General features: G+C 59.5%; 15 protein-coding genes. 11 read left to right on the plus strand and 4 right to left on the minus strand.

Annotated elements, in window-relative coordinates; genetic code table 11:
* Positions 1-2: 2 nt before the first annotated feature.
* Positions 3-1739 carry a peptidoglycan -binding protein gene (locus ACRY08_RS13835; protein WP_432450543.1) on the plus strand — a complete coding sequence of 579 codons (1737 nt, stop codon included), beginning with the start codon at positions 3-5 and terminating at the stop codon, positions 1737-1739.
* A gap of 120 nt (positions 1740-1859) precedes the next feature.
* Here ACRY08_RS13835 and ACRY08_RS13840 read toward each other — a convergent pair whose 3' ends face one another.
* The 3 genes from ACRY08_RS13840 to gloB all read right to left on the minus strand — a co-directional run bounded on the left by ACRY08_RS13840 (position 1860) and on the right by gloB (position 6084).
* The gene (locus ACRY08_RS13840) at positions 1860-2840 is read right to left on the minus strand and encodes a M23 family metallopeptidase (RefSeq protein WP_432450544.1); all 981 of its coding nucleotides are present in this window, start codon (positions 2838-2840) and stop codon (positions 1860-1862) included.
* The gene (gene clpA, locus ACRY08_RS13845) at positions 2841-5159 is read right to left on the minus strand and encodes an ATP-dependent Clp protease ATP-binding subunit ClpA (protein WP_432450545.1); all 2319 of its coding nucleotides are present in this window, start codon (positions 5157-5159) and stop codon (positions 2841-2843) included.
* A gap of 160 nt (positions 5160-5319) precedes the next feature.
* Positions 5320-6084, minus strand: coding sequence for a hydroxyacylglutathione hydrolase (gloB, locus tag ACRY08_RS13850; protein WP_432450546.1), 765 nt, complete (start codon positions 6082-6084; stop codon positions 5320-5322).
* Positions 6085-6160: 76 nt separating this feature from the next.
* Between gloB and ACRY08_RS13855 the strand changes: the two genes are divergently transcribed.
* From ACRY08_RS13855 to ACRY08_RS13895, 9 genes are all read left to right on the plus strand, one after another.
* Entirely contained in the window at positions 6161-6808 is a 648-nt protein-coding gene (locus tag ACRY08_RS13855; protein ID WP_432450547.1) for a DUF938 domain-containing protein, read from the plus strand.
* 108 nt (positions 6809-6916) lie between these two features.
* Entirely contained in the window at positions 6917-7684 is a 768-nt protein-coding gene (locus tag ACRY08_RS13860; RefSeq protein ID WP_432450548.1) for a methyltransferase domain-containing protein, read from the plus strand.
* 402 nt (positions 7685-8086) lie between these two features.
* Positions 8087-8647 (plus strand): F0F1 ATP synthase subunit delta, encoded by a 561-nt coding sequence (locus ACRY08_RS13865; RefSeq protein WP_432450549.1) that lies wholly within the window; start codon positions 8087-8089, stop codon positions 8645-8647.
* Positions 8647-10185 carry a F0F1 ATP synthase subunit alpha gene (atpA, locus tag ACRY08_RS13870; protein ID WP_432450550.1) on the plus strand — a complete coding sequence of 513 codons (1539 nt, stop codon included), beginning with the start codon at positions 8647-8649 and terminating at the stop codon, positions 10183-10185. The genes ACRY08_RS13865 and atpA overlap by 1 nt, the downstream gene beginning before the upstream one ends.
* 14 nt (positions 10186-10199) lie before the next feature.
* Positions 10200-11078, plus strand: a complete 879-nt coding sequence (locus ACRY08_RS13875; RefSeq protein ID WP_432450551.1) for a F0F1 ATP synthase subunit gamma — start codon at positions 10200-10202, stop codon at positions 11076-11078.
* Positions 11079-11096: 18 nt separating this feature from the next.
* Positions 11097-12521: a F0F1 ATP synthase subunit beta gene (gene atpD / locus ACRY08_RS13880; protein ID WP_432450552.1), complete on the plus strand. Its 1425-nt coding sequence runs from the start codon at positions 11097-11099 to the stop codon at positions 12519-12521.
* A gap of 57 nt (positions 12522-12578) precedes the next feature.
* Positions 12579-12989 carry a F0F1 ATP synthase subunit epsilon gene (locus ACRY08_RS13885; RefSeq protein WP_432450553.1) on the plus strand — a complete coding sequence of 137 codons (411 nt, stop codon included), beginning with the start codon at positions 12579-12581 and terminating at the stop codon, positions 12987-12989.
* A gap of 107 nt (positions 12990-13096) precedes the next feature.
* Positions 13097-14299: an MFS transporter gene (locus ACRY08_RS13890; RefSeq protein ID WP_432450554.1), complete on the plus strand. Its 1203-nt coding sequence runs from the start codon at positions 13097-13099 to the stop codon at positions 14297-14299.
* 60 nt (positions 14300-14359) lie between these two features.
* Entirely contained in the window at positions 14360-14707 is a 348-nt protein-coding gene (locus ACRY08_RS13895; RefSeq protein ID WP_432450555.1) for an H-type lectin domain-containing protein, read from the plus strand.
* Between the two features lie 80 nt (positions 14708-14787).
* Here the strand turns inward: ACRY08_RS13895 and ACRY08_RS13900 are convergent, their stop codons facing one another.
* On the minus strand, positions 14788-15801 hold the full coding sequence (locus tag ACRY08_RS13900) for a ribose-phosphate pyrophosphokinase (RefSeq protein WP_432450556.1): 1014 nt from the start codon (positions 15799-15801) through the stop codon (positions 14788-14790).
* 105 nt (positions 15802-15906) lie between these two features.
* Here ACRY08_RS13900 and ACRY08_RS13905 point away from each other — a divergent pair, with 105 nt between their 5' ends.
* The gene (locus ACRY08_RS13905) at positions 15907-16506 is read left to right on the plus strand and encodes a 2-hydroxychromene-2-carboxylate isomerase (protein WP_432450557.1); all 600 of its coding nucleotides are present in this window, start codon (positions 15907-15909) and stop codon (positions 16504-16506) included.
* Positions 16507-16508 lie beyond the last annotated feature (2 nt).

The raw sequence follows: 16508 nt of genomic DNA on the forward strand, positions 1-16508 counted from the left end.
CCATGGCGCTGACCCGGCGATCCGTGCAGCGTATGTCAGGCTCGATCTGGCCGGGTTTTGTTGACGCGATGACCGCGCTTTTGCTGGTGTTGATGTTCGTTCTGACCATCTTCATGATCGTGCAGTTCATCCTGCGCGAGACGATTTCAGGTCAGGCAGATGAACTGGACAGCCTCTCCGCTCAGGTGGCGGAACTGGCGGATGCGCTGGGGCTGGAACGCAGTCAGGCAGAAGGTCTGCGCAACGAGCTCGGTGCCCTGAACGCCACATTGACCGAGACGCGTGCAGTGTCTGAAGCGCAGGTTGCTTTGATCGCGCAGCTTACCGCGCAAACCGAAGCGCAGGCGGCCGAATTGGCTGGGCAGGCGGCCCGCATCACCAGTTTCGAAGCACAGGTTGCGTCGCTTTTGGCGCAACGTGATCAGGCCGTCTCCGAGAATGCGACACTTTCGGCCAGTCTTGAGGAGCTTGAAGCCGCCCGTGCGCGCATGATCTCTGAACAGGAGGCTCTGACGCTGGCCTTGGCCAAGGCGCGCGATGAAGTGGATGCCGGTGCCGAAGCCGCGCGACTTGCTGCAGCCAAACGTGAGGCGCTTGAGGCTTTGGTTGCGGAGCTTGAAGGAAAGGTTGCGGAAGGACAGGCCGCGTTGACCGCCGAAGAAGAAAGCCGACTTGTCGAAGCCGCAGCGGCGCAGGCTTTGCGTGATCGGCTGGAAACGGCAGATACCGAACTGACGGCGATGACTTTGGCGCTGGAAGCCGAACGCAAACGCGCCGAAGAAACGCTGACGCTTTTGGCAGCAGCCAAGGCCGCCGGTGTGGATTTGGATCAGCGCCTGTCCGCGGCATTATTGAAAATCGAAGAGCAGACGGGGGCAGGGATTGAAACCGCCCAATTGCGTGATCAGTTGGAAGCGGAACTGGCTGCGCGACTTGCTGCGGAAGGTCGCGTGCAAGAGGCTCTGACGGAAAGCGAAACCCGCGCAAAACTGTTGGCAGCGGCCAATCTGGCACTGGCTCAGGAAGAAGCCGAAAGCGCCGAAAGCCAGAGAAAGATTGCGCTTTTGAACGAACAAGTGGCCGCGCTCAGGGCGCAGCTTGGCAGCTTGCAGGCCATCCTGGATGAAAGTGCGGCTGAAGACAGCGCAGCGCAGGTGCAGATACAGAAGCTTGGGTCTGAGCTGAACGCCGCCCTTGCGCGGGTCGCGGCAGAAGAACGCCGCCGCGCCGAATTGGAAGAAGCCGAACGCAAGCGGCTTGAAGACGAGGCGAAGGAGCTGTCAGCCTACCGTTCTGAATTTTTTGGGAAATTGCGTGATGTGCTTGGCAATCGGGAAGGCGTGAAAATTGTCGGCGACCGTTTTGTCTTTTCCTCTGAAGTGCTGTTTACCAGCGCGGATGCAGCTTTGCAGCCCGAAGGAAAGGCGCAGGTCGCCCGGGTTGCCCGGCTGCTGACGGAAGTTGCCGGGGATATCCCGGACGAGGTTGATTGGATCATCCGTGTGGACGGGCATACCGACAACGTGCCGTTGTTGGGCACGGGGACGTTTCGCAACAATTGGGAACTTAGTCAGGCACGCGCCTTGTCCGTTGTGGAATACATGATCGATGATCTGGGCTTCCCGCCCACGCGCCTCGCAGCAACAGGATTTGGCGAATATCGGCCTGTGAACCGCGCGGACACGCCACAGGCGCGTGCACAAAATCGCCGGATCGAGCTGAAGCTCACCGAGCGCTGAGGCTTTATTAAAGCGTTTCGACTTATTGTTGAGGCACGACAATAAGTCGAAACGCGCGGGACCTGTTGATGGTGTGGGCGTTTCGAAATCAAGTTGTGATCGGGCTTAATCTCGAAAGCTTTATGGGGTGACCAAGACGTCGCTTATGTGGGCGTCAAGCACCTGTCCGTCCCGTATCAGCCATGTCGAAATGGAATAGCGACCGGGGGGCCATGGTGTGCGTGTTTTGCGACCGATGGATCGGGATGCCAGCACCTGTGTTTTGGTCAGCTCAAGGTCTTTCTCGATGACCACACCGTCAGGGCCTTCCAGGCGCATGCGCAGGATGTCGCCTTTTCGAGGGCCGTAAATAAAGCTCCAGCCCACAAGCGCGGGCGCATCCGGGCGGATCTGGGGATAGGTGACACTGCCCTGTTTGATGGCCTCGTATTCAGGCAGTTCAGGCGCGAAGCCAGAGGTCACGATACCGCCATCCGCATAGGGGATCGGCACCTGCCAAAGTTGCTCGTCCAGAGGTGGTCGCGTGCCGCATGTGGTGATCCCGTCCGGGTCAAAAGGGTCGACACGCTGGCCGTCCTTGCGCACCGAGATATGCAGGTGCGGGTATTGCGTGCGGCCGGAAAGTCCAATCTTGCCGAGCACTTGCCCCATGCGCACGGCTTGACCGGGTTTGACGGTCACACTGCCCTGTTTCAGGTGGCAATACTGGGTTTCCCAACCGCCTCCGTGATCCACAACCATCCCGTTTCCGCAATCACGCCCGCCAAGTGCGGCTTTGTCTTCGGGCTTGTAGGTTTTGTCGACCATCCCGTCGCGCACGCCGCGCACGCGCCCTGGTGCGGCGGCAACGACATCCACGCCGTCCCGCATGGATTGATATGACAGCAAGGCGAAATCGGTCCCCTTGTGGCCGTCATAGCTGCGTGGACCACAGGTGAAATCAGCGGCCCCTTTGCCGGGGTCAGCATCCACCAGGTTCAGGACAAAACAATCCTCGCCCAAAGTGCAATCAACGGGGAAGCCCATGATCAGGTCACGTGCAAAAACGGGCGCGGAGAAGACCGCGCCCGTCACGATGAGTGCAACCAAGCGACGCATCATTTAGTCAGCCGTCAGAAGCGGAGGCTTCTTGCGCGAGCTGATGCGGGGCTTTTCAAGGCGCAGATCCAGCTCTCCACCTTTCACGCCAACTTTGACCAGCCCACCTTTGGCCAGCTTGCCAAAGAGCAGCTCCTCGGCCAGCGGCTTTTTGATGTGTTCCTGGATGACACGGCCAAGGGGGCGGGCGCCCATGCGATCATCATAGCCTTTTTCGGCCACCCATTCCGCAGCGGCGCGGGTCAGTTCGATGGTCACACCGCGGTCCATCAACTGGGCTTCCAGTTGCAGCACAAACTTCTCGACCACTTGCAAGATCACCTCTTTACCCAAGGGGGCAAAGCTGATCACGGCGTCCAAACGGTTGCGGAATTCCGGCGTGAAGGTGCGTTCAATCGCGGCCGTGTCTTCGCCTTCGCGACGGTCGCGACCAAAGCCGATGGCGGCTTTCGCCTGTTCGGCGGCCCCGGCGTTCGAGGTCATGATCAGCACCACGTTGCGGAAGCTGACAGTGCGCCCGTTATGGTCGGTCAATTCGCCGTTATCCATCACCTGCAGCAGAATGTTGTACACATCCGGGTGCGCTTTTTCCATTTCGTCCAGAAGCAGGACGCAATGGGGGTGTTGGTCAACGCCATCGGTCAAAAGCCCGCCCTGATCAAAGCCGACATAGCCGGGAGGCGCCCCGATCAGGCGCGAGACCGCGTGTTTCTCCATGTATTCCGACATGTCAAAGCGCAGCAGTTCCACACCAAGATTGTCAGCGAGCTGTTTTGCAACTTCGGTCTTGCCGACGCCGGTGGGGCCAGCAAACAGATAGTTGCCGATGGGCTTTTCAGGCTCGCGCAGACCGGCACGGGCCAGTTTGATCGCCGAGGCCAGCGCCTCGATCGCGTTGTCCTGTCCGAACACCACGCGCTTGAGCGATTTCTCCAGATCCCGCAGCGTTTCCGCGTCGTCTTTCGACACGCTTTTCGGTGGAATGCGGGCAATCTTGGCCACAACCGCTTCGATTTCCTTCGTGCCAATGGTCTTCTTGCGCTTTGAAGCAACCAGCAAATGTTGCGCCGCACCGGCCTCGTCGATCACGTCGATGGCCTTGTCGGGCAGTTTGCGGTCATTCACATAGCGGTCTGACAATTCCACTGCGGATTTGATCGCATCTGCGGTGTATTTCACGCCGTGATGATCTTCGAAATAGGGTTTCAGACCTTTGAGAATCTTCACCGCATCATCGACGCTGGGTTCATTTACGTCGATCTTCTGGAACCGGCGGCTCAACGCGCGGTCCTTTTCGAAATGCTGGCGGAACTCTTTATACGTGGTCGATCCCATGCAGCGCAGCTTGCCGCCCTGCAAAGCAGGTTTCAGCAGGTTCGAGGCATCCATCGCCCCGCCCGATGTCGCGCCCGCGCCGATCACCGTGTGAATTTCGTCAATGAACAAGACCGCATCGGGGTGATCTTCCAGCTCTTTCATCACCGCTTTCAGGCGTTCCTCGAAATCGCCGCGATAGCGTGTGCCTGCCAGAAGCGCGCCCATGTCGAGCGAATAGATCGTCGTTTCCGACAGAATCTCGGGTGTTTCACCGCCGACGATCTTGGTGGCCAGACCTTCCGCGATGGCGGTTTTGCCCACACCGGGATCGCCCACCAGAAGCGGGTTGTTTTTACGGCGGCGGCACAGAACCTGAATGGCGCGCTCGACCTCGTGGTCGCGACCAATCAGCGGGTCAATGTCGCCTTCGCGCGCTTTGGCGTTCAGGTCGACGCAGTATTTGCCAAGCGCGCTGTCGTTTTCCTCGGCCGGCTGGGCATCCTGCACCTCGTCCTCGTCAAAGTCAGAGCTGCCGGAAATGGGGCGGCTTTCGCCAAATTCGGGGTCTTTGGCGACCCCATGGGCGATGTAGTTGACCGCGTCATAGCGCGTCATGTCCTGTTCTTGCAGGAAGAAGGCCGCATTTGATTCGCGTTCGGCGAAAATTGCGACCAGCACGTTGGCGCCCGTCACCTCGGTCCGGCCAGAGCTTTGAACATGGATCGCGGCGCGCTGGATCACGCGTTGGAAGGCGGCCGTGGGCACGGCTTCGCTGCCCTCCAGATCGGTGATCAGCGTGGTCAGTTCTTCTTCGATAAATTCGTTCAGGACCTTGCGCAGAACGGTCAGATCGACCGAACAGGCCTTCATCACCCGCGCGGCATCCGGTTCATCCAGAAGCGCCAGCAGCAGGTGTTCCAGCGTGGCCAATTCGTGGCGCCGTTCATTCGCCAGCGCAAGCGCGTGGTGAATGGCTTCCTCGAGGGGTTTTGAAAAAGATGGCATGTCGAACACTCCTCGTGATTGCGCGGGATTTTCCCGCCCGGCGGTTTCTCCGCCTTTACCGTCGCCTCATATGTTTAAGGTTCGGTTGTCCTAGCGCATTCTACAAGCCCTTTTTGGTCACTTTCTGCTCTCACAGGTGTGATTTCAGGGAAAAACCGGGTCAGAAATTGTCTTTTCGGGACCGAATTTCGGTGAAGACCTCGGCATCTGTTGCGCCCTGCATATGTAGGGCGGCTTTCACCGAGGGCAAGTGGGCCCGCAGAAACGGGTTGGTGTCCAGCTCTTCGCGAAGGGACGACGGCACGGTGGGTTCCCCTTTGGCGCGGGCGGCCTCGATGGCTGCGCGGCGGGTGTGCAGGGCGGTGTTTTCGGGTTCAATGGTGACCGCGAAGGCCGCATTCGCGGCGGTATACTCATGGCCCGAACAAATCAGCGTTTCCGGGGGCAGGGCGGCAAGGCGCGACAGGCTCTCCCACATTTGCGGGGCGGTGCCTTCAAACAGTCGGCCGCAGCCCATGGCCATCAGGCTGTCGCCGGTGAAGGCCATGCCGGCCGAGGCAATATGAAACGCAACATGCCCGATTGTATGGCCGGAGACGTCGATCACATCGACCCGGTGGCCTGCGAAGTCAAAGCTTTCACCGGGGGTCACGGTCCGATCCAACGCGGGCAGGCGATGGGCATCGGCGCTGGCACCCGTCACCTTGGCCCCCGTGCTGGCCACAAGATCCGCAACCCCGTCCACATGGTCCCAGTGGTGGTGGGTCAGCCAAATCTCGGTCAGGGTCCAGCCCCGATCCTCCAGCGCGCCTTCGATCGGCAGCGGGTCCGGCGCGTCCACAAGGACGGTTTGTCCGCTGGCATCGTCATGCAGCAGAAAGGCGTAATTGTCGGACAGGCAGGGGATGGTGACGAGGGTAAGCATGTGGATCTCCGCATTTGGATGGCCAGTCTTGCCCAAACGCGCGCAAGGCTCAATACTGGTCACGTGGGAGAGGAAGATGGCCGGCGAAAAACCTCATTCGGTTGCACATAGTCTTGATGACGGGCGTTTGCGCGCGCCGTCTGCAGCGCGCAACATGGCCCCCATTCTCGAAGCCATCGCTCCTTTCGTGCCCAAGCGCGGTGTCGCGCTGGAGCTGGCCTCGGGCTCTGGTGAGCATATAGTCGCCCTGGCCGAGGCGCATCCGGATGTGGTGTGGCAGCCATCGGATATCGCGCCAGACCGGCTGGTCAGCATAGATGCATGGCGCGCCGAACGCGGGGTGCGCAACATGCGGCTTGCGCAGTTCCTGGATGCCAGCGCGCCAACCTGGCAGTCCGGCCCGATGGCCTTGATTGTTACTGTGAACCTTCTGCATCTGGTGGACGAGCGCACCGCACATGCGGTGATCAACGGGGTCGCGCGCAATCTTGCGCCCGGTGCGCATTGGTTCCTCTACGGTCCGTTTCGGTCGGGTGGGGCGTTCAGGTCCGATGGGGATAAGCGGTTTCATCGTGCGCTCACCACGCATGATCCCGCGATTGGGTATAAGGACATCGAGGCGGTGCAGGGCTGGGCGTCCGAGGCGGGGTTGTCGCGGGCCGACCTGATTGAAATGCCCGCGAACAATCTGGCGCTGGTGTTGCGCAAAGGGGCAGGCGGGTGACAGCTCTGCGATGGCTGGTCGCAACGCGTGCCCTTTTGCTGGCCCTTTCGCGCGAATGCGCTAATCTCGCGATCAAACGACATTTGGTCAGGGACGGGTAAGCCGGGCATGCATCTGGACGTGCAGGATCTTCGCAACTTTTACTATCGCAGCATGTTGGGGCGGGCGGCGCAAAAGGCGATCCGTGACAAGGTGCTGGCGATGTGGCCGGTCGACCGCAGCAAGGGGCAGACCGTGGCCGGCTATGGGTTTGCGGTGCCGCTTTTGCGCCCCTATCTGAAAAACGCGCGCCGGGTGATCGGCATGATGCCGGCACCGCAGGGGGTGATGCCCTGGCCTGCGGGGATGCCCAATGTCTCGGTTCTGGTTGAGGATACGATCTGGCCGTTGGACACCGGGGTTGTGGACCGGCTGGTGGTCATGCACGGGCTGGAGGCGACCGAAACGCCCAGCCTGCTTCTGGACGAGGCTTACCGCGTGCTTGGCCCCGGTGGGCGGGCGCTGTTCATTGCGCCCAATCGTGCCGGGCTTTGGGCGCGGTCGGATGCGACGCCGTTTGGCTATGGGCGGCCCTATTCGATCGGCCAGTTGGAGGCGCAGCTCAAAGAGCATGGGTTCCGGGTCGAACGCCACCTGTCGGCGCTATACCAACCGCCCTCGTCCAAACGGTTCTGGTTGAAAACCGGCGCGTTTTGGGAACGTGCGGGGCATCAGTTGCCGGTGATCATGGCGGGTGGGGTGTTGATGGTCGAAGTGTCCAAGCAAATCCCCGCGCCCACCCGGCCCGGACTGGCGCAGGCTGTGCGCCGCCCTCTGAAAGTGCTCGAAGGCATGGGGGTGCCCGAACCCAGCGCATCGAAGCTTCCCGGTCGCTAGCGCCCGGTGACCACGGCGTGTGATCCATGGGGTCACGCAGAAGAATCAGCGCGATTCCGGCCGGTATTTTCGTTGCGAATGCGATGAAATATCGAAAGAACTGCATGAATATGGCTCGTTTGTATACCACGGCATTCATTTACTCATGTGATTTTCCCGACCGCCAGGACAGCAATTTTTCCCTAAGCTCAAAGGGCATGGCTGCATCTGCGGCAAAGGTGGTGGGAAATGGGTGCATCAATGTTGGCGATAAACCCGTGCATGGCTGTTGCGAGGTGGGGTTTTCCCTGCTAAACGCATCGACGATTTAGATGACACGCGCAAAAACGCGGCATCTGTAGGCCGCCCCGATCTGTCTGACTGGCAGATCACGATGGGGCTCAATACATCGGAAGGGTGGACGTGTCCGAACCAGTCTCGATCTCAACCGGCATTGCCCAACGTTATGCCACGGCCATCTTTGACCTGGCCAAAGAGGGCAAGAAACTGAAAGCAGTCGAGGCGGATGTTGCCGCCATTGACGCTGCTCTCGCCGATAGCGGCGATCTTGTGAACCTGATCAACTCGCCGGTCTATACCCGCGACGAACAGGGCGCAGCGATTGCCGCCATCGCCAAGAAAATGAAACTTTCGCCGATGGTCGCGAACGCGTTGGGGCTGATGGCCCAGAAACGACGCCTGTTCGTGCTGCCTCAGCTGATGGCTGCCCTGCGTGGCCTGATCGCCGAGGACAAGGGCGAGGTCACCGCAGAGGTGACCGCCGCCAAAGCCATGACCAAGGCGCAACAAGACAAACTTGCCAAGGCTCTCAAGGCCACCATTGGCAAGGATGTGAACATCAACATGGCCGTGGATGAGAACCTCATCGGCGGTCTTGTCGTTAAAGTGGGCTCGCGCATGATCGATACTTCGGTCCGCTCGAAGCTCGATGCACTTCAGAATTCCATGAAAGAGGTCGGATAATGGGTATCCAAGCAGCAGAAATTTCTGCGATCCTGAAGGACCAGATCAAAAACTTCGGCCAGGAAGCCGAAGTGGCCGAAGTTGGCCGTGTTCTGTCCGTCGGTGATGGTATCGCACGCGTATACGGTCTGGACAATGTTCAGGCTGGTGAGATGGTTGAATTCCCCGGTGGTATCCGCGGGATGGCTCTGAACCTTGAAGCCGACAACGTTGGTGTTGTTATCTTCGGTTCCGACCGCGACATTAAAGAAGGCGACACCGTTAAGCGCACGAACTCCATCGTGGACGTTCCCGCCGGTGACGAACTGCTGGGTCGCGTTGTTGACGGTCTGGGCAACCCGATCGACGGCAAAGGCCCGATCAAAACCAAAAAGCGCAACGTCGCTGACGTGAAAGCACCGGGCATCATCCCGCGTAAATCGGTTCACGAACCGATGGCAACCGGCCTGAAGTCGGTTGACGCGATGATCCCGATCGGCCGTGGCCAGCGCGAGCTGATCATTGGTGACCGTCAGACCGGTAAAACCGCTGTGGCTCTGGACGCGATCCTGAACCAGAAATCGTATAACGAAGCTGCTGGCGACGACGAGAGCAAAAAGCTCTACTGCGTTTACGTGGCTGTTGGCCAGAAGCGCTCGACCGTTGCGCAGCTGGTGAAGAAGCTGGAAGAAACCGGCGCGATTGAATACTCGATCGTTGTTGCTGCAACCGCTTCGGACCCCGCGCCGATGCAGTTCCTGGCACCCTATGCCGCAACCGCTATGGCCGAGCACTTCCGTGACAACGGACGCCACGCCCTGATCATCTATGATGACCTGTCGAAACAGGCTGTGTCCTATCGTCAGATGTCGCTGCTTCTGCGTCGCCCGCCGGGCCGTGAAGCTTATCCGGGTGACGTTTTCTATCTTCACTCGCGCCTGCTGGAACGTTCGGCCAAGCTGAACGAAGACTACGGCTCGGGCTCGCTGACCGCTCTGCCGGTCATTGAAACCCAGGGTGGCGACGTGTCGGCCTTTATTCCGACCAACGTGATCTCGATCACCGACGGCCAGATCTTCCTGGAAACCGAGCTGTTCTACCAGGGTATCCGTCCTGCTGTGAACACCGGTCTGTCGGTGTCGCGTGTTGGCTCGTCGGCTCAGACCAAGGCGATGTCTTCGGTTGCTGGTCCGGTGAAATTGTCGCTGGCTCAGTATCGCGAGATGGCAGCCTTCGCTCAGTTTGGTTCCGACCTTGACGCCTCGACCCAGCAGCTGCTGAACCGTGGCGCACGCCTGACCGAACTGATGAAGCAGGCGCAGTATTCGCCCCTGACCAACGCCGAGATCGTCTGCGTGATCTACGCTGGTACCAACGGCTACCTCGACAAGATCGACGTATCTGAAGTTGGTCGCTTCGAGCAGGGTCTTCTGAACCACCTGCGTCAGAACAACGCCGATCTTCTGGACGACATCACCAACAACGACCGTAAGGTTAAAGGTGAGCTTGAGGACAAGGTCAAAGCAGCGCTGGACGCGTTCGCCGCTGACTTCGCTTAAGGGGGCTCAGACAGATGCCCAACCTTAAGGACCTCAAAAATCGGATCGAAAGCGTCAAGTCGACGCGGAAGATCACGAAGGCCATGCAGATGGTGGCCGCCGCAAAACTGCGGCGGGCACAGGAAGCGGCCGAAGCAGGTCGTCCCTACGCAGAACGGTTCAACGCCGTTCTGGGTGGGCTGGCTGCTTCGTCGGGGGGCGATAGCGCTCCGAAACTGCTTTCGGGTACGGGTTCGGATCAGGTCCACATGCTTGTGGTCATGACCGCCGAGCGCGGCCTTTGTGGTGGCTTCAACTCGTCGATCGCCAAACTGGCGCGCGCCCGTGCCGAGGAGCTGATGGCTGCTGGCAAGACGGTCAAGATCCTGACCGTTGGCAAGAAGGGCCGTGAGCAACTGAAGCGTGAATTCGAAGACCAGATGGTTGACCATGTGGATCTGTCGGGTGTGCGCAACGTTGGTTACGACAATGCCCAGGCCATCGCGGGCGACCTTATCCATCGTTTCAACGAGGGTGAGTTCGACGTCGCGACGATCTTCTACAACAAGTTCGAAAGCGTGATCAGCCAGATCCCGACTGCCCAGCAGGTCATCCCGGCCAGCTTTGAAGCCCCCGAAGAGGGTGCTGAAGAAGCCTCGACCGTTTATGACTACGAGCCGTCGGAAGAAGGCATTCTTGCAACGCTGCTGCCTTCGGGCGTGGCCACGCAGGTCTTCACTGCGCTGTTGGAAAACGGTGCCTCGGAGCAGGGCGCGCGGATGTCCGCCATGGACAACGCAACCCGCAACGCAGGCGACATGATCGACAAACTGACCATTCAGTTCAACCGTTCGCGTCAGGCCGTGATCACCAACGAACTTATCGAAATCATTTCGGGCGCCGAGGCGCTCTAAGGAACCGGAGAAACAACAATGGCTAACGCTAAAGGTAAGATCACCCAGGTGATTGGCGCCGTTGTCGACGTTCAATTCGAGGATGCCCTTCCCGAAATTCTGAACGCGCTCAACACCGACAACAACGGTAACAAACTTGTCCTCGAAGTGGCACAGCACCTTGGTGAAAACACCGTGCGCTGTATTGCTATGGACGCGTCCGAAGGTCTGGTCCGCGGCCAGGAAGTCACCGATACCGGTGCTCCGATCGCTGTGCCGGTTGGCAACGCAACCCTGGGCCGCATCCTGAACGTCATCGGCGACCCCGTTGACGAAAAGGGCCCGGTCAAATCGAAAGACAGCCGCCCGATCCACGGTGACGCGCCTGCTTTTGAAGAGCAGTCGACCGAGACCGAAATCCTGACCACCGGCATCAAGGTCATCGACCTGCTGGCCCCCTACACCAAGGGTGGTAAAATTGGTCTGTTCGGCGGCGCCGGCGTGGGCAAAACCGTTCTGATCATGGAACTGATCAACAACATCGCAAAAGTGCACTCGGGTGTGTCCGTGTTCGCGGGTGTTGGTGAACGGACCCGTGAAGGTAACGACCTGTACCACGAGATGATCGAATCGGGCGTTATCGTTCCCGACGATCTGGAGAAGTCGAAAATTGCGCTGGTTTACGGCCAGATGAACGAGCCTCCCGGAGCACGTATGCGTGTTGCTCTGTCGGGTCTGACCCTGGCAGAACAGTTCCGTGACGACACCGGTTCGGACGTTCTGTTCTTCGTGGATAACATCTTCCGCTTCACGCAGGCCGGTTCCGAGGTGTCCGCACTTCTGGGTCGTATCCCCTCTGCTGTGGGTTACCAGCCGACGCTGGCCACCGACATGGGTGCCATGCAGGAACGCATTTCGTCGACCAAATCGGGTTCGATTACGTCCGTACAGGCCGTATATGTTCCCGCGGATGACTTGACCGACCCTGCACCCGCAACCTCGTTTGCCCACCTTGACGCCACGACCGTTCTGGATCGTGCGATCTCGGAAAAAGGCATCTACCCGGCTGTGGACCCGCTCGGCTCGACCTCGCGTCTGCTGGATCCGCTGGTTATCGGTGAAGAGCACTACAAAGTGGCCACCGACGTTCAGGAAATCCTTCAGCGCTACAAGTCGCTGCAGGACATCATCGCCATCCTTGGCATGGACGAACTGTCGGAAGAAGATAAGCTGACCGTTGCGCGCGCTCGTAAGATCGAACGCTTCCTGTCGCAGCCCTTCGACGTGGCAAAAGTGTTCACCGGCTCGGACGGTGTTCAGGTTCCGCTGGAAGACACCATTGCTTCGTTCAAAGCAGTTGTGGCCGGCGAATATGACCACCTGCCCGAAGGTGCCTTCTACATGGTTGGCGGCATCGACGAAGTGATCGCCAAAGCCGAAAAAATGGCGGCTGACGCTGCTTAATCGGGATCGGGATGGAAGGGTGCGACCCCTTCCTGACCACCTCTGAAGGAGACCCAAATGGCTGATACGATGCAATTCGACCTGGTGTCGCCCGAGCGTAGCCTGGCTTCGCTTCAGGCAACTTCCGTTCAGCTGCCGGGCGCCGATGGCGACCTGACCGCCATGCCGAACCATGCGCCGACGATTACGACGCTGCGTCCGGGTATCGTGCGCGTGTCCTCGCCGGAAGGTGATGCGGAATTCGCCGTGACCGGCGGTTTCGCTGAAGTGAGCGCCAATGGCACCTCGGTGCTGGCTGAACGCGCGCTTCCGACCTCGGAAGTGACACAGGATGTTCTGGACAGCTTCGTTTCTGATGCCGCTGCGGCATCCGAGAATGCGACTGCCGAGAACCTCGACGAGCTGGCCAAACGCACGGTGGATATCGCCGCAATGGCTGCTGATCTGGGCTTGTCCGTCAAAGGCTGACATCAAGTCTAACGAAGTTTCAAAACGCCCCGCCAGAAATGGCGGGGCGTTTTGCGTTTGCGCTTTCCCCCGCTTCACGGCACTGATGGGCGCGAAGGAGCAGACATATGCAAAATCGCGGCGCGCTTTGGTTTATTCTGGCCACCATCCTGTTGGATGCGGTGGGGATCGGGATTGTGTTTCCGATCATGCCCGACCTGATGGAGCGTGTTGGGGCAGAGGGCACCGCTGACGGCGCGTTTCTGGGGGGCATATTGATGGCCTCCTATGCCGCCATGCAGTTCCTGTTTGCCCCGATTATCGGGGGTGTTTCGGACAGTCTGGGGCGCCGTCCGGTTTTGTTGCTGGCCCTTGTGACACTGGCCGTCGACTATGTGATCATGGCTTTGGCGACCACTTTTGCGTGGCTTCTGGTCGGGCGGGTGCTTGCGGGGATTGCCGGTGCCACCTACATCACCGCCACCGCCTATCTTGCCGATATCTCGAAACCCGAGGAACGGGCGGCGAATTTTGGCCTGATCGGGGCGGCTTTTGGCGTCGGTTTCGTGATGGGGCCGGCGATTGGCGGTCTGGTTGCCAGCATACATATCACCGCACCGTTCTGGCTGGCTGCAGCTCTTGCCGCCGCAAATGTGGCCTTTGGCCTTTTCCTGTTGCCAGAAAGCCTTGCGCCAGAGAAACGGCGGCGGTTCAAACGACGTGACCTGAACCCATTTGGCTCGATTTTGGATGCGTTTCGCCTGCCGGGTTTGGCCCTGCCACTGGTGCTTATCTTTCTGTTCGAGTTCGCCAACATGGTCTACCCGACGCTCTGGGCTTTCTGGACGCGCGAGGTATTTGGCTGGGGCACGGCGCTGATCGGACTGACGCTGGCGTCTTACGGGATGGCCGTGGCCTTCACGCAGGGCGTCGTCATGCGCTTCCTGATCCCGAAATGGGGGGAATATAAGACGCTCATCTTCTCGGTCCTTTGTGCCATTGCGGCCTTTGTGGCTTTTGGCCTGACCGGCAGCATGTATGTGATGTTCGCGTTCATCATCGTGGCCGCTCTGGCCGATATGTCGCCGCCCACCATGACCGCCATGATGGCCAATATGGTCGCCGAGGACCGGCAGGGGTTGCTGCAGGGGGTGATTGCCAGCCTTGGGTCCATCGCTGCGGTGATCGGACCCATGGCGATGACGGGTATCTTCCACAGATTTGCCGCTGATGGCGCCCGGTTCTATCTGCCCGGCGCCCCCTTCCTGGTGTCCGGTGTTTTGGTGATCCTGCTCTTGCCATTTTTCCTAAGGCTTAAACCGCGCCCATAGCTTGCCTTGTGGTTGTGTTTTCGGCATTTTGGGGGAAGGGGAAACAAAGGTATTCAACACATGCGCAGGATCAGGTCGCATCTATTGGGTGTGGATCGGGGCAGTCAGGTTCTGTTCTCGGATTTCGAACATGACGGAGAGATGTGGACCGGCAGCGGTCCGCGGGAGTTTCGCTGCGCTGTCGCTTTTTCGGAGGCGTTCCTGACCCCGCCCGAAGTGACGGTCAGCATGTCGATGTGGGATCTGGACCAACAGACCAATCAACGTGTGGACCTGTCTGCCGAAGAGATCAGCGAAACCGGTTTTGACATTGTTTTCCGCACTTGGGGCGACACGCGCGTGGCGCGGGTGCGTTCGGACTGGATTGCCATCGGTGAAGTGTCGGACGAAGACAGCTGGGACGTCTGACCACCACACGATCCGGACATGAAAAAGGGCCCCGCGGAGCCCTTTGTGATTTCGGAGTGTGATTTCGAAGCGGTCCGCGTTTACGAATACATGCCTTCGTAAAGCGGCTCCAGCGTGTCGTGATCAAACAGCGACGAGACGGATGTGCCGCCCCAGATGTTCAGGATCGCCTGTGCAAACATCGGCGCGGTGGGCACCACGCGGATGTTCTTGGCGTCAAGCACCGGCTGGGTCGGCTCGATCGAATCGGTGATCACCAGCGATTTCATGACCGAGTTCTGAACCCGTTCCACCGCCGGGCCGGACATGACGCCATGGGTGATATAGGAATGCACTTCCTGTGCGCCCTGTTCCATCAGCACTTCCGCGGCCTTGCACAATGTGCCGGCCGTGTCGCAGATGTCATCCACGATGATGCAGCGCTTGCCTTCGACATTGCCGATCACGGTCATCTCTGCCACTTCGCCTGCTTTTTCGCGACGCTTGTCGACGATTGCCAGCGGGGCGCCGATGCGCTTTGCCAGCTCGCGCGCACGCGCCACACCGCCCACGTCGGGCGAGATCACCATCACCTCGTCGAGGCAATCCTTGAAGTGGTGCTTCACATCCAGCGCAAAGATCGGGCTGGCATAAAGGTTGTCCACCGGGATGTCGAAAAAGCCCTGAATCTGGGCCGCGTGCAGGTCCATGGTCAGAACCCGCTCGATGCCCGACTGGGCGATCAGATTGGCCACCAGCTTGGCCGAAATGGGCGTGCGTGCCTTGGTGCGGCGATCCTGACGGGCATAGCCGAAATAGGGGATCACGGCGGTTGCCGACCGCGCTGACGACCGGCGCAGCGTGTCCGACATGATCAGAAGCTCCATCAGGTTGTCATTGGCCGGGTTCGAGGTCGACTGGATGATGAACATATCCTCGCCGCGCACATTCTCGTAGATCTCGACAAAGACCTCTTGGTCGTTGAAGCGTTCGACGCGGGCATCAACCAGCCCGACATTGGAGCCGCGATGCATCGACATGCGCTTGGCGACGGCTTCGGCCAGCGGGCGGTTGGCATTGCCCGAGATAAGTTTCGGTTCGGTGATGGAAGGCATGGCAGCAGTTCCCGGAATTGTTCTGTATGACAGAATCGTGACGTTGACACCCCATAGCATCGGGATAGATTCCTTGAAACAGTTCAGGTGCCGCGGAGAAAAAAAATGAGCCATATCGACTATTATTTCACAGTGCTGTCGCCCTGGGCCTTTCTGGCTGGCGCGCGGCTGGAAGAGATGGCCGCCAAACACGGGGCCACAATCACCTATAAACCCATCGACATTGGCCAGTTGTTTGCGCGCACCGGGGGCACGTTGCCCAAGGATCGTCATCCGTCACGCATGGAGTATCGCATGCAAGAGCTGAAACGCTGGTCGCGTGTGCTGGGTGTCGAGATGAATTTCAACCCGGCCCATTGGCCCACCAATGGCGCGCCGGCGTCTTATGCGATCATCGCCGCGCAGAAAGAGGGCGGCGGTGATTTGGGGGCCTTGGTGCAGGGCATCATGCGCGCCATCTGGGTCGAGGAAAAAGACATCGCGCAGGATCAGGTGGTGCAGGATTGCCTCTCGGCCGCCGGGTTCAGCCCCTCGCTTGCCATGAGCGGTCTTTTGGTCGGCGCCGAAGTCTATCCGGCAAATCTGGAAGATGCAGTGAATGCGGGCGTGTTCGGATCCCCATTCTATGTCTGCGATGATGGCGAGAAGTTCTGGGGACAGGACCGGCTGGACCTTCTGGACGCGCATCTGGCGACAAAGGGCTGATC

The sequence above is a fragment of the Aliiroseovarius marinus genome (assembly GCF_050881025.1).
GTDB classification, from domain to species: Bacteria; Pseudomonadota; Alphaproteobacteria; order Rhodobacterales; family Rhodobacteraceae; genus Aliiroseovarius; species Aliiroseovarius marinus_A.

Coding starts and splice junctions, on each gene's coding strand:
- ACRY08_RS13835 (WP_432450543.1), top strand. CDS start 3: ATGGCGCTGACCCGGCGATCCGTGCAGCGTATGTCAGGCTCGATCTGG.
- ACRY08_RS13840 (WP_432450544.1), bottom strand. CDS start 2,840: ATGATGCGTCGCTTGGTTGCACTCATCGTGACGGGCGCGGTCTTCTCC.
- clpA (WP_432450545.1), bottom strand. CDS start 5,159: ATGCCATCTTTTTCAAAACCCCTCGAGGAAGCCATTCACCACGCGCTT.
- gloB (WP_432450546.1), bottom strand. CDS start 6,084: ATGCTTACCCTCGTCACCATCCCCTGCCTGTCCGACAATTACGCCTTT.
- ACRY08_RS13855 (WP_432450547.1), top strand. CDS start 6,161: ATGGCCGGCGAAAAACCTCATTCGGTTGCACATAGTCTTGATGACGGG.
- ACRY08_RS13860 (WP_432450548.1), top strand. CDS start 6,917: ATGCATCTGGACGTGCAGGATCTTCGCAACTTTTACTATCGCAGCATG.
- atpA (WP_432450550.1), top strand. CDS start 8,647: ATGGGTATCCAAGCAGCAGAAATTTCTGCGATCCTGAAGGACCAGATC.
- ACRY08_RS13875 (WP_432450551.1), top strand. CDS start 10,200: ATGCCCAACCTTAAGGACCTCAAAAATCGGATCGAAAGCGTCAAGTCG.
- atpD (WP_432450552.1), top strand. CDS start 11,097: ATGGCTAACGCTAAAGGTAAGATCACCCAGGTGATTGGCGCCGTTGTC.
- ACRY08_RS13885 (WP_432450553.1), top strand. CDS start 12,579: ATGGCTGATACGATGCAATTCGACCTGGTGTCGCCCGAGCGTAGCCTG.
- ACRY08_RS13890 (WP_432450554.1), top strand. CDS start 13,097: ATGCAAAATCGCGGCGCGCTTTGGTTTATTCTGGCCACCATCCTGTTG.
- ACRY08_RS13895 (WP_432450555.1), top strand. CDS start 14,360: ATGCGCAGGATCAGGTCGCATCTATTGGGTGTGGATCGGGGCAGTCAG.
- ACRY08_RS13900 (WP_432450556.1), bottom strand. CDS start 15,801: ATGCCTTCCATCACCGAACCGAAACTTATCTCGGGCAATGCCAACCGC.
- ACRY08_RS13905 (WP_432450557.1), top strand. CDS start 15,907: ATGAGCCATATCGACTATTATTTCACAGTGCTGTCGCCCTGGGCCTTT.